Below are 12,765 nucleotides of genomic sequence, written 5' to 3' on the forward strand. Positions count from 1 at the left end.
CGCGGCTAATTCCCGGTGGTCAGCGATCGTTCGATACCCGGCCAGGCCTGATGCAGCGCGTCCTGCCAGTACGGCCACGAATGCTGACCGCCGGGGACGTAGGTGTAGGTGGCGGGGATATCCAGTTGGGTTGTGCGCTTTTCCAATTCGTGCGTACAGGTGTCGACGACCGATTCCAGCGCTCCGCCGCCCGCCGCCGTGTGCTGCCGCCCGGTAGGGTCCGCCGCCCCGCCGTCACCGGCGGAGATGTGCAGATCGACCCCGCGCAGCTTCTCCAGGTTCTCCAGGGTGGCGGGATCATTCGCGACCCAGCCCGGCGCACCGTCCACACCCCACATATTCCACGGATTGCCGCCGCCGGAGAGCACCACCGCTTGGACATACCGCCGTCCCGGATCGGTACTGGTTTCGGCGCATCCGCTGAACGAGCCGACACTGCGGTACAGCCCGGGCGCGGATTCGGCCAGTGCGAGCGCGGCGGTGCCCGACATCGACACTCCCACAATGGCGTTGCGGCCGGAACCGTTCAGTTCGGCATCGAGCAGCGGCGGCAGTTCCCGCGTCAGGAAGGTGGTCCATTTATTGCGGCCCAGGTTCGGATCGTCGGCGACCCAATCGGTGTAGTAGGTATACTTACCGTCCAGGACCGTCACGGTGTTGACGTTCTTATCCGACATGAAGTCGATCAGATCGGTATTGGTCTCCCAGGAGGACTCGACGCCACCGGCACCGAGACCGTCCTCCGCGCCATTGAGCAGATAGAGCGTCGGCTGCGGTCGACTCGTATCCCCGGCCCGCATGACACGCAGCCCGATCACGCGATTCATGGCGGCCGAGTACACGTAGACGGTTTCGCGCCGCTCATCGGTGCGCACCACGTGATCGATATGGGAGCCGTCCCCCGCGGCGGTCGGTGCGGCGGCCCCCGCGGGTGCCGCCACCGGTGCCGCCGCGGCGGCGCATACCGAGACCACTACGACCCATTTACCGATCTTGCGACGCTGCACACTCATCCGATCACCTGACGTCCACTGCCGAATCACTGGGCCAACGCCCAAGATCGCTCCCGCGTTCCCCACGCGAAAAATTGCCCCGCATAACCTGATTCACAGCGTTTTCCCAGCTAGAGGCCAGGCTCCTCACCGGGTCGGCGGCGAGACTCCCGCGGTGACCGTCACCACCGCCGAGTCCGCGCCACCCGTATCGACGCCGCCCGCCGAGACCGCAACGGCCCTGCTGCCACCCGTCCGGAGATGGGAGCGCGCGGGATTGGCCGCACTGCTGCTGGGCACCGCCGTGGCCTACCTCTGGAACATCACCGTCAATGGGATGGGCAATGGGTTCTATGCCGCCGCGGTGTGGTCCGGCTCGGACGATTGGAAGGCACTGCTGTTCGGGTCGCTGGACCCGGGCAATTTCATCACCGTCGACAAGCCGCCGGTCTCGCAATGGGTGATGGCGCTCTCGGGCCAGCTGTTCGGGTTCAGCAGTGCCAGCATGCTCGCCCCGCAGGCGCTCATGGCGGTGGCGGCGGTCGCGCTCATGTACGGCGCGGTCACCCGGGTGACGCTGAATCGCGGGGCCGGATTGCTGGCGGGCGCGGTGCTGGCGGTGACGCCGGTGGTGGCCCTGATGTTCCGGTTCAACAACCCCGACGCCGTCATGGTGCTGCTCATGACCGCTGCCGCGTACTGCACCATTCGGGCGCTCCCGAAGGCGAGCCTGCGCTGGCTGCTCTTGGCCGGAGTCGCACTGGGATTCGCGTTCCTGGCCAAGATGCTCGAGGGCTTGATGGTGCTGCCCGCGCTCGGGCTGGCCTATCTCGTGGTCGCACCGACCTCACTCCGCAATCGGTTCCTGCACCTGTTCGCGGCGGCGGGCGCGCTGCTGGTCTCGTCGGGTTGGTACGTGGTGCTGACCATCCTGTGGCCGGAATCCTCGCGGCCGTATCTGGCCGGTTCCAAGGACAACACGTTCATGGATCTCGTCCTTGGCTACAACGGATTCGCGCGCTACCTGGGCCACAACCATATGGGCGGACGTAATCCGTTCGAGCTGCCCGAGGGCTATCAGATCCCGCACAGCGTCCAACAGCATTTCGGCCCGGGCGGATTCGGGTCCGGGCGCAGCCGCATGTTCACCGGCGAGATCGGCTTCGAGATTTCCTGGCTGCTGCCCGCGGCGCTGCTGGCGTTCGTGCTAGTTCTCATCGCGCGCCGCAAGGAACCGCGCACGGACTTGATCCGCGGCGCCGCACTGGTTTTCGGGTTGTGGCTGATCATCGACGGTGTCGCGTTCTCGGGCATGCAGGGCGGTATGCACGCCTACTACACCCTCGCCGTGGCGCCCGCGATCGCCGGTGTGTTCGCGCTCGGCGTGCACGAGTTGTGGCAGCGGCGCACGAGTGCCTTCGGCCGAATCGGCGGGGCCGCACTGGTGCTGAGCATGGGGGTGTGGGCGTTCGTGCTGTTGCAGCGCAATCACCCCTGGCAGCCGTGGCTGCGCTGGACGATTCTCGCGGTCACCGTGCTGGTGGTGCTGGGATTGATCCTGGCCTCGCTGCCGCCCGCCGCGAAACGCGGCCCCGCTCGCGATCGCGCCACCGCGCTGCTGCTAATCGCGGGTGTGCTTGCCGGCCTGGCCGGTTCGGTCGCCTATACCGCCGCGACGCTGCCGCAGTCGCACACCGGCGGCGGACCCAGTGTGGGCCCACCTGCCCCGCCCCGAGATCTGGGTGCGCTCAGCGCTTTCCGCAGTCAGATGAGCATGATGATGGGAACCGGTGACGTCGATCCGCAATTGGCCGCGATGCTGAAGGCCACCGATACGACATGGTCCGCGGCCATTGACCGGTCCGGTCCGGCGGCGGCGCTCGAATTGGCCACTCGCACCTCGGTGATGGCGATCGGCGGCTTCACCTCGGAGGATCCGGTGCCCACGCTGCCGCGGTTCCAGCAGTATGTGCGCGATCGGCAGATCGGCTACTACATCGTTCCCGAGGTGAAGCTGCCCGACGCCTGGCGCACCGACAAGAAGCCCGGCGATAAGACCGCCGATGCCACACCGCCTGCCGCGCAACCGAACTCGGCGCAGCCGAACTCCGAACCCGGCGTATGGCGGCCCGCCGGGAACAAGCAGATCCTGGACTGGGTGATGGCGCACTACACCGAACAGCACATCGGCAACCTCGCGGTCTTCGACCTCACCGCACCGGCACACTGACGGACGTGTAGCTACTGCCCGGTCTGTGAGGCCGCGGCGGTCGGATCGAGGTCGGCGAGCGAGAGCGGATGGCGCGGTGCGGAATTCGCGATGATCTCGGATCGCACCCGCAACGCGCCGTCGACGTGCAGGAGTTCCCCGGGCGCGAGCGCACGCCAGCCCGGGTCGGGGTCCATGCGTTCGGTCGCGATCACCACGGCCGGGTGATCGGTGAGTTGTGCACTGGCCGCGTGGATTCCGGTGCGCCCGCCGTGCTCGAGATGGCGCGTGCCGTCCGGTCCGCCGGGATCGCGCTCCAGCACGAACAGTTCGTGCGTATCGGGGTAGCGCAGCGCCCACAGGTCGGTGGCCGTGGTCAGAATGAGGTTGAGCGCGTACACCGGCAGATTGTCCGCGATCCACCGCGCCGCATCGGCGATGCCAGCGCTCACATCTCCCCCGTGCCGATCCGTGCGCTGGGTGATGAGCGCGAAGAACCGTTCGGAATCGGTGTCACCGTGCACCAGCGCCCGGTAGTCACCCAGTTCCGCCTCCAATTCGGGCAGTCCCTGCACGACGCCGTTGTGCGCGAACAGGCGATCGTGCTGTTCGAACGGGTGCGTATTGTCCGGCCGCAAACCACCGGTGGAGGCGAACCGCACGTGCGCGACGAAAGTCGCCGACTCCCGTTCCCGCGCTTCCCTGGTGAAGTCCGCGTCCCGGTAGGCCGCGATCGGCTGCTTCTCCACCAGCGGCTTCCCCTCGGCGGTGAAGGTCCCCAGCCCGACCCCGTCCGGCTCCCGCCGACTCTGCTGTTCCAAACTGTCCGGCGCGTTCACCAACCAGAATGTGGCTTTGACCCGCTGCGGCGCGGCCGATAATCCGAACAGCCTGCACATGGCGTCCTCCTCGAAAGTCGACGGCCCTCCGAAATATTCTGCACCGCCGCTCGGATACCCGGGCACACGCGGGCGGCGGCGCGCGTCCGAATCCGCCGCTACCGTGGCGGTGTGAATATCACCGCAGGGGAAAGTGTGATCGATCGCCGCGCGTTGAGCGGCTGGAGCCGGACGGCTTCCACAGTGGCGCAGGTACTTTCGACCGACGATATCGATCGGGTGGCACGCGCGGTCCGGGAGGCGGGGCCGCGCGGGGTGATCGCCCGGGGGCTGGGGCGCAGCTATGGGGATCCGGCGCAGAACGGGGGCGGCCTGGTCGTCGATATGACGACGTTCGCCCGGATTCACACCGTCGACCCCGACAGCGGTGTGGTGGATGTGGATGCCGGGGTGAGCCTGGACGCGCTCATGCGCACGGTGCTGCCGCACGGGTTGTGGGTGCCGGTGCTGCCGGGCACGCGGCAGGTCACGGTCGGCGGGGCGATCGCCTCCGATATCCATGGCAAGAACCATCATTCGCACGGCAGCTTCGGCAATCATGTGCTGTCGATCGATTTGCTGACCGCCGACGGATCGGTCCGCACCCTCGAACCCGAAGGGCCGGAGTCGGAGCTGTTCTGGGCGACCGTCGGCGGTATGGGGTTGACCGGCATCGTGGTGCGGGCGCGCGTGCGGTGCAAGCACACCGAGACCGCGTATTTCCTCGTCGACAATGACCGCACCACGTCCCTCGACGAGACCATGGAATTGCTGACCGGCGGATCCGATGACGGGTACGACTATTCGATGTCGGTGCCGGACACCATCAATACCGGGGCCAAGCTGGGGCGGGCCGCGTTCAGCCGGGGATCGCTGGCCAAACTCGATGAGCTGCCGGTGAAGCTGCGCTCGAATCCATTGAAATTCGATGCGCCGCAGCTGTTCACCGTGCCCGATATCTTCCCGAACGGGATGGTGAACAGGGTGACCGCGCGGGTCTTGGCCGAGGTCGCGTATCGCGCGTTTCCGAAGCGGGCGCGCGGGCGGATTCAGAATTTGACGCAGTTCTATCACCCGCTGGATCTGCTCGGGGAATGGAATCGCGCCTATGGGCGGCGCGGGTTCCTGCAATACCAGCTGTCGATGCCATTCGGTGCGGAGGATCAGCTCGCCGATGCGGTGCGTGCCATCGCGCACTCCGGGCATCCGTCATTCCTGAATGTATTCAAGCGGATGGGACCGGGCAATCGTGCGCCACTGTCGTGGCCGCATCCGGGTTTCATGTTGAGCCTGGACTTTCCGATCGCGCCCGGACTGGATCGCCTGTGCGCGGAATTGGATGAACGGGTGCTGGCGGCGGGCGGGCGGCTGTACTTCGCGAAGGATTCGCGCACCACGCCGGAAATGGTGCGCGCCATGTATCCGAGGCTCGCGGAATGGCAGCGGGTGCGCGATGCGGCCGATCCGGAGCGGGTGTTCGTCTCCGATCTGGCTCGGCGCGTCCAGCTTGTCGGCGGCGAACCGGCGGGTGTGCGCGGTTAGTCTCGCCGCAGGCACGGCGGAATAGCGAGTCCGAGGGCAGAGCAGGTCGAGTGGATCGGCCGCAAACGCAGGGGAGAATTCATGCTGGAAGTCGCGCATCTGGTGCGCCGATTCGGCGAGAACACCGCCGTCGATGATGTGTCGTTCACCGTACAACCGGGTGCGCTGACCGGATTCGTCGGCGGAAACGGCGCGGGCAAGACAACCACCATGCGAATGATCATGGGCGTCTTGGCCACTCACGGTGGTGAGGTGCGCTGGCACGGGCATCCGGTGACGGCGGCGGATCGACGATCGTTCGGGTATATGCCCGAGGAGCGTGGACTGTATCCGAAACAGCCGGTGCTGGATCAGCTCGTGTATTTGGCGCGGCTGCGCGGTCTGACCGCGGTCGCCGCGAAACAGCAGGCGCAGGAATTGCTGGAACGGTTTCAGCTCGGTGATCGCGGTAAGGACAAACTCGAATCGCTGTCGCTGGGCAATCAGCAGCGAGTGCAGATCGCGGCCGCGGTGATCACCCATCCGACCGCGTTGATTCTCGACGAACCGTTCTCCGGTCTGGATCCGATCGCGATCGATTCCATGGCCGAACTGCTGGGTGAGTATGCCGCGCAGGGTGTTCCGGTGCTGTTCTCCTCGCATCAGCTGGATTTGGTGGAGCGCCTGTGCGATCACCTGGTGATTCTCGCCAAGGGCCATGTGGTGGCGCAGGGTGCGGCCGCCGAACTGCGGAATTCGGGTCCGGCGCGCTATCGGCTCGGATTCACCGGGGATACCGAGTGGCTCGGCACGCTGTCCGGGGTGCGGGTCGTGGAGAACAATGGCGCGGGCGTGCTGCTCGAATTGACCGGCGTGACCACCGATGAATTGCTCACCGCCGCACTGGCCAATGGGTCGGTGCGGGAATTGGCCGAGGTGCGGCCCTCGGTGTCGGAGATCTATCGAGAGGTGACCGCATGAGCCGCGAAAGCACTTCCACCGCAGCCGATTCCGCGCCGTCGGGAGTGTGGCGTATCGTCGCCGCCCGCGAGATCGCGGTCAAACTGCGGGACCGGAATTTCCTGGTATCCACCATTCTCACCGTCGTGGTGATCGTGGCGTCGCTGGCCATCAGCGCATTCGCGGGCAGCCGCGCCAGCACCGTCGACGTCGCCATCGTGGGTGCGGACGCCGCGCCGATCGTCACCACGGCGAACGCGCTGGCCGACGCCGCGAACAAGAAGATCACCTTCACCGCGCATCAGGTCGCCGACGCGGCCGTCGTCGATGCGCAGGTGCGGGATGAGACCGTCACCGTGGGCCTGCTCGCGGACGCGAACGGCTGGCGGTTGCTCGGCAAATCGGCGAAGAACGATGACGCCGCAACCTATTTGACCGCCGCCGTGCAGCAGGTCACGTTGCAGCGCAATGCGGTCGCGGCGGGTACCTCCATCGAGCAGCTGTCCAAGGGCAGCGCGGTCAGCTATGACGTGATCGACAAGGCGGCGGTCGATCCGGCCCTGGCCAAGGTGGTGACCATCGTCTTCGCCTTCCTGTTCTACCTCTCGTCCATCCTGTTCGGTATGGCCATCGCGCAGAGCGTGGTCGAGGAGAAGCAGAACCGCATCGTGGAGATCCTCGCCAGCGCTATCCCGCTGCGGCAGTTGCTGATCGGCAAGGTAGCGGGCAATACCGTGATGGCATTCGGGCAGTTGGTGCTGTTCGGCGGTGCGGGGTTGATCGGCTTGGCGGCTATCGGCAAGGGTGATCAGGTCACCCAGATCGCCGGTGCGGCAGGCTGGTTCATCGTCTTCTTCGTCGTCAGTTTCCTGGCCCTGGCCAGTCTGTGGGCCGTGGCGGGCGCGCTGTCGACGCGCAATGAGGATCTGCAATCCACGTCGACGCCGTTGTCGATGTGCATCATGCTGGTGTTGTTCGCGGGCATCTTCCTCACGGGCACCGGCCGGGTAATCGCCTCGTATGTCCCGATAGTCAGCGTTATCGCCATGCCCGGCCGCCTCGCCGACGGCACCGCGGCCTGGTGGGAACCCTTCATCGCGCTGGGCATCACCGCGGTGGCGACCTACGGCATCGTGCTGGCCGCCGAGAAGCTGTACCGCCGCTCGCTCATGCAGACCCAGGGTCGTCTCACCATCCGGCAGGCCTTGAAGGTGGAGGACTGAGCGCGGGTTCGGCTAGGTGGTCGGACGGCTGACGTCGTAATTGCCGGACTGATCGGTGATTTGGACGGAGACGTGCTTGGGTTCGCCGCCCACCTTGAGGGTGCAGGTGTAGACGGCGTTGACGCGCACGGGCATGGAATTGGGACAGCGGACGGTGCTGATGTCGTCGATGCCGTAGTCGCTTTGCAGGACCGAGACGATTTCCGAGGCAACTTCGGTGTGGTCGAGGGCGCTCGCCGACGCGGTGGTCGTCGGCACCGTCGTCACCGGGGCGGGTGGCGGCGGTGCGACCGGTACGACGGGGACCACCGGGGCGATGGCCGCCGGAGTCGGGGGCTTCGAGGTGGTTTTGGTGGCCGCTGCGGCATCTTTGCTCGGGCCTATCGTGCTCACGACCACCACCAGCATGAGACCGGATACGGCTATCGCGCAGACAGCCAGGGTGATCAGGAGGACATTCGATCTTGGACGCGGCTCGGTCATGACCGCGATCTTTCCCCGAAGTGCCGTGCTCCGGAAGTGATTCGGTGGTTCGTCCCGATTTCGGCAGGCGGAATGGCGGTCCGGGTGTTCCCCGTCGGCGAGTATCGGGTGCCCTAGACTCGGCGGCGTGACCAGTGCCGAACCCGCCGCCGCCATCGGTGGACGGCAGGCGCGCTGGCAACCGCACAATGATGAGCGGCGTGAGCGAATCATCGCCGCCGCCATCGAATTGCTCGATGAGAACGCGCCCGGGGCCGAGGCGTCGATGCAGCAGATCGCCGAGCGGGCCGGGCTCGCCAAATCGGTGGTGTATCGCCAATTCTCCGGGCGTGACGAATTGGATCGGCACGTGCGCACCGCGATCTGCGGCGAGTTCGCGGGCACCGTGGACGCGGCGCTCGATGTCGGGGCCGGATCGATTCGCGAGATTCTGCTGCGCGCGATCGGAGCGGTGGTCGACTGGATCGGCGAACATCCGCGCCGCGATGAGTTCGTCCGCCGGGGACCGGGTGTCGGAGATCCGGACACTATGTCGGCGATGGTGGGCCTGCAGGCCGAGATCGCGAGTCGCACGCGGCAATTGGTGTCCGGGCTGGCCGGGGTGATCGGTGTCGCCGATGAACCGGCCATCGACACCATGACCTTCGCCATCGTGACCATGACCGAGTCGACGGTGAGCCGTTGGACGCGTGATCCCGAACCCGCCCTGTCGCGCGCCAAACTCGTTGCGGCCGTAGCCGGTTACGCCTGGAGCGTGCTCGATGGGGTGGCCCGTGAGCACGGCCTCACCCTCGACCCGGAGCGCCCGCTGCTGACCGTATTGAACGAATTGGCGGCGAACACCCCGGAGTGAGTCAGGCGACCCGGCGTTCGGGTTCGCTGCGGTAGCGCGAGGCAGGGCCGTCGATCTTCATCAGCGTCCACAACTGGCGCGCCACCGGATTCATCAGTCCGAGATCCCGTGCCAGCGCACGCATATCACCGAAGTATCCGGACAGGATCTGTCGTGCGTGCGGACCCTGCCAGAATGCCTCGCGCATCACCTCGTCCGGGATGTCGAACCGGCGCGCGAACGATTTGGACGGAGCCATGATCTCGCTCGCGAGCCAGCGCATGGCCAGCGGGAACGCCACCGAGCACACCGCGCGTCCGGCGGTGCTCATCCGGGACAGGTGCGCGGCCAGGAATTCGCCTGCGAAGGAGATATGCCGGGCTTCCTCGGCGATGTGAATCTCCATGGTGCGCAACACCGCCGGGGGCACATTGCCGCCGTGCCGGATGAGCGCCTTCTGATAGTGGTCGATCGGCTCCTCGCCGCCGAGCACCCCGATCAGCAGAATCACGTGCGCGTAGCCGCCGGCCACCCCGATGAACGGGGACAGCATCCGGAACAGCGGCCGCATACCGGGCACATCCACCCCGATGCGATTCACCAGTTCCTGGAACATCTGGATGTGGTTGCACTCCTCGGTCATCTCGTGCAGGCAGTAGCGGAACTCCGGCGACCCATTGGGCAGCTTCATGATGTACTGCATCATCCCGCGAATCAGCACGCTCTCGAAGGCCGCGCCCACCTTGATGACGTTCGCGATCCGCCAGCGCCCGATCTCGATCTGCCGCTCCAACGGCAGCTCGCGATACCACTGCGTGGCACCCAGCGGATCGTATTCGGGGGCCAGCACCCAGCGCGGATCATTCGGATCCAACTGGAAATCCGGTGCGTCCCAATCGATATCGAGATAGGGGTCGAACTTGCGGTGCACCGAGCCCTCGGACAGGGTGGCCAGCGCCGCGCGGTAGTCGGCGTCGAAGAAGTCGGTGCGAACCGAATCTGACAGCGTCATCGATGTCTCCTCGTGCAGGCGGGCGATATGTGACCGCCCGCACTCTTCCGAGGATATATGGGACTCGCGGTCCCACACAATACTTCGCCCGATCAATTCACCGATCACGAAACGTGCGGCGCAGGTCGGCGACCCATTCGTCGGGGATTTCCCAGGGGATGAAGTGGCCGCCGTAGTCGTGGGCGGTGAGGTTGATGTGGTTGTACCAAGGGGCGCGGTCGGTGGTGAGGAAGTGGGGGACGCGGTCGGCGGTGGTGATGCCGGGGGGATTTTCGTGGGCTACGAAGGTGATTCCGGTGGGGGCTTCGATGACCGGTTCGCGATCGTGCGAGGGGGTCCAAGGGTAGCGGTTGTGGTTGGCGTAGAGGCGCATCGAGGAGCCGATGGAGTTGGTGACCCAGTAGATGGTGGCGTGGGTGAGCAATTCGTCTTTGGTGAAGACGGTTTCGATATCGCCGTGGTTATCGCTCCAGGAGGTCCAGCGCTCCAGAATCCAGGACAGCATGCCCGCGGGTGAGTCGGACAGGCCGTGGGCCAGGGTGCTCGGGGCGAGCATGTGGGCGGCGAGGTGGACGGCGAAACGGTGGTCCAGCTCCACGATTCGGGCGTGCACATCGGGCGGGAGGCCCTCGGGAATCGGGTGGCCGCCGCTGAGGTCCCAGGCGCGATCGCCATTGAACATATCGAGTTTCTGACCGGAGCCGATATGGATGCCGTACAGCTCATCGGCGTATTTGTGGCCGAGTTGACCGGTGACCAGTGCGCCGACATCGCAGCCGGCGGCGGCGTACTTCTCATGGCCGAGGACCTCGGTCATGAGGGTGTGCCAGATATCGGCGACCTTCCAGAAGTTCAGGTCGGGGCGGTCCGGGACGGGGGTGGAGAAACCGAACCCCGGGAAGGACGGCACGATCACATCGAACGCCTCGGCCGGATCGCCGCCGTGCGCGCCGGGATCGGCGAGCGGGTCGATGACCTTGGACCAGTGCCAGAACGTCCACGGCCAGCCGTGCGTGAGGATCAGCGGTTTCGGATTCGGGCCGACGCCGGGCTTGCGCATGAAATGCACCGGGACGCCGTCGATTTCGACTCGATAGTGTTCGTAGGCGTTGATCTCGGCTTCGGCGGCGCGCCAATCGAATCCGGTCTGCCAGTACTCGACCAGTTCCTGGAGGTAGGCGCGCGGGACGCCGTAGGAGCCGTCCGCATTGCCCGCGTCATCGGACCAGCGGGTCAGCGCCAGTCGCGCGCGCAAATCCTCGAGGGTTTCCTCCGGGACGTGAATCGGTGGCTGCCGCAACGGAAATGAACGATCCGGGCGGGTGGTTTCGATACTCACACTGGCCTCCTGCATCGGCACGAATACGCGCGCCCGACCTTACTGTCGTGCGTTCCGGCGCGGACGCGGACCGGTGCCGTAGGGTCCATTCATGGCCGGAGGGCGGGAAGCGCAGACCGAACAGCACGGTGGAGTGATCGCGGTGCCCGATGCGGTGCGCACCGAATTGCGGCGCGGGGTGCGCAGCGTGCTGGTGGATACCGCTGCGCTGCACCTGGTTCGGGAACGGTTCGACGATGAGCAGGCGGGCTCGCTGCGGCGCTATCTCGAGGCGTCGCAGTCGGCGAATACGCTGCGCGCGTACCGGACGGACTGGATCGCCTGGGCGGCCTGGTGCGTGGCGGAATCGCGGCAGGCGCTGCCCGCCGATGCCCTGGATGTGGCGGTGTATCTCGCGGCCGCGGCCGATGCGCGGCGGCCGAACGGTGAATGGGCCTTCAGCGCAGCCACACTCGAACGCAAATCCGCGGCGCTGGCCGCGGTGCACGCCGCGAACGGGCTACCGTCACCCACGCGCGCGGATGTCGTGCGCCTGACATTGCGCGGTATCCGGCGCACCCGGCGCACCCAGCCCAAACGCAAACGACCGGTCCTGCTGCACACCCTCGATCAGTTGCTCGCCGAGCTCCCGGATCCGGGCTGGCCGACCGAGCCCGCCCGCCGCCGCGACACCCTGCTATTGCTGGTGGGATTCGCGGGAGCGTTGCGCCGCAGTGAGATCGCCGGGCTGACCATCACCGACGTTCGCGTCGACACCGATCACGCCAGCGGCGAACCACTGCTGATCGTTCAGCTGCCCAGCACCAAGACCGACCCCACCGGCATCGCCGGGCAGCGAGTGGTGCTGCCGCGCGGGCAGCGGCCGCACACCTGCCCGGTCTGCGCCTTCGCCGACTGGATTCGCCTGCGCGAGACGCACTTCGCCGATCCCGCCGCGCTGCCCGGATGGCTCGCCGAGCATCACGCCGATTCACGCATCCATCGCTGCCACGGATTCACCGGCACCACGCTCACCGAACCGGATGTGCCGCTCTTCCCGGCGATCTCGCGGCACGGCGGTATCGGCGACTCCCCCATGTCCGGTCGCGCGGTGGCCGAACTGGTCAAGCGCTACGCCGCACGCGCGGGCCTGGACCCGGATCTGTTCTCCGGGCACTCCCTGCGCGCGGGTTTCGCGACCCAGGCCGCGCTGGGCGGAGCGAGCGACCGCGAGATCATGCGACAGGGCCGCTGGTCCAATCCGCGCACCGTGCACGGCTACATCCGAACCGCGAATCCCTTGGAGGACAACGCGGTAACCAAGCTCGGTCTGTGAC

Annotated in this window: 11 protein-coding genes; 6 read left to right on the plus strand and 5 right to left on the minus strand. The window is 66.6% G+C overall.

Annotation, left to right across the window (positions count from 1 at the left end):
- Positions 1-5: 5 nt before the first annotated feature.
- Positions 6-1,013 (minus strand): alpha/beta hydrolase, encoded by a 1,008-nt coding sequence (locus ACFVUS_RS05135; RefSeq protein WP_387761877.1) that lies wholly within the window; start codon positions 1,011-1,013, stop codon positions 6-8.
- A gap of 154 nt (positions 1,014-1,167) precedes the next feature.
- Between ACFVUS_RS05135 and ACFVUS_RS05140 the strand changes: the two genes are divergently transcribed.
- Positions 1,168-3,222, plus strand: a complete 2,055-nt coding sequence (locus ACFVUS_RS05140) for an ArnT family glycosyltransferase (RefSeq protein ID WP_387761878.1) — start codon at positions 1,168-1,170, stop codon at positions 3,220-3,222.
- An 11-nt stretch (positions 3,223-3,233) separates the two neighbouring features.
- Here the strand turns inward: ACFVUS_RS05140 and ACFVUS_RS05145 are convergent, their stop codons facing one another.
- Complete coding sequence (locus ACFVUS_RS05145; RefSeq protein ID WP_387761879.1) at positions 3,234-4,100, minus strand: class II glutamine amidotransferase; 867 nt, start codon at positions 4,098-4,100, stop codon at positions 3,234-3,236.
- Positions 4,101-4,217: 117 nt separating this feature from the next.
- On the opposite strand from ACFVUS_RS05145, the gene ACFVUS_RS05150 reads away from it, so the two are divergent.
- The 3 genes from ACFVUS_RS05150 to ACFVUS_RS05160 all read left to right on the plus strand — a co-directional run bounded on the left by ACFVUS_RS05150 (position 4,218) and on the right by ACFVUS_RS05160 (position 7,783).
- Positions 4,218-5,621 (plus strand): FAD-binding protein, encoded by a 1,404-nt coding sequence (locus ACFVUS_RS05150; RefSeq protein WP_387765408.1) that lies wholly within the window; start codon positions 4,218-4,220, stop codon positions 5,619-5,621.
- An 81-nt stretch (positions 5,622-5,702) separates the two neighbouring features.
- Entirely contained in the window at positions 5,703-6,581 is an 879-nt protein-coding gene (locus ACFVUS_RS05155; protein ID WP_387761880.1) for an ABC transporter ATP-binding protein, read from the plus strand.
- Positions 6,578-7,783: an ABC transporter permease gene (locus ACFVUS_RS05160; protein ID WP_387761881.1), complete on the plus strand. Its 1,206-nt coding sequence runs from the start codon at positions 6,578-6,580 to the stop codon at positions 7,781-7,783. The genes ACFVUS_RS05155 and ACFVUS_RS05160 overlap by 4 nt, the downstream gene beginning before the upstream one ends.
- A gap of 12 nt (positions 7,784-7,795) precedes the next feature.
- Here ACFVUS_RS05160 and ACFVUS_RS05165 read toward each other — a convergent pair whose 3' ends face one another.
- Entirely contained in the window at positions 7,796-8,266 is a 471-nt protein-coding gene (locus ACFVUS_RS05165) for a DUF4333 domain-containing protein (protein WP_387761882.1), read from the minus strand.
- A gap of 127 nt (positions 8,267-8,393) precedes the next feature.
- On the opposite strand from ACFVUS_RS05165, the gene ACFVUS_RS05170 reads away from it, so the two are divergent.
- The gene (locus ACFVUS_RS05170) at positions 8,394-9,119 is read left to right on the plus strand and encodes a TetR/AcrR family transcriptional regulator (RefSeq protein ID WP_387761883.1); all 726 of its coding nucleotides are present in this window, start codon (positions 8,394-8,396) and stop codon (positions 9,117-9,119) included.
- 1 nt (position 9,120) lies between these two features.
- Here the strand turns inward: ACFVUS_RS05170 and ACFVUS_RS05175 are convergent, their stop codons facing one another.
- Positions 9,121-10,110, minus strand: coding sequence for a diiron oxygenase (locus tag ACFVUS_RS05175; RefSeq protein WP_387761885.1), 990 nt, complete (start codon positions 10,108-10,110; stop codon positions 9,121-9,123).
- Between the two features lie 97 nt (positions 10,111-10,207).
- Positions 10,208-11,449 carry an epoxide hydrolase family protein gene (locus ACFVUS_RS05180; protein WP_387761886.1) on the minus strand — a complete coding sequence of 414 codons (1,242 nt, stop codon included), beginning with the start codon at positions 11,447-11,449 and terminating at the stop codon, positions 10,208-10,210.
- Positions 11,450-11,540: 91 nt separating this feature from the next.
- On the opposite strand from ACFVUS_RS05180, the gene ACFVUS_RS05185 reads away from it, so the two are divergent.
- Positions 11,541-12,764: a site-specific integrase gene (locus ACFVUS_RS05185; protein WP_387761887.1), complete on the plus strand. Its 1,224-nt coding sequence runs from the start codon at positions 11,541-11,543 to the stop codon at positions 12,762-12,764.
- Position 12,765 lies beyond the last annotated feature (1 nt).

The sequence above is a fragment of the Nocardia sp. NPDC058058 genome (assembly GCF_042885355.1).
Taxonomy (GTDB): domain Bacteria; phylum Actinomycetota; class Actinomycetes; order Mycobacteriales; family Mycobacteriaceae; genus Nocardia.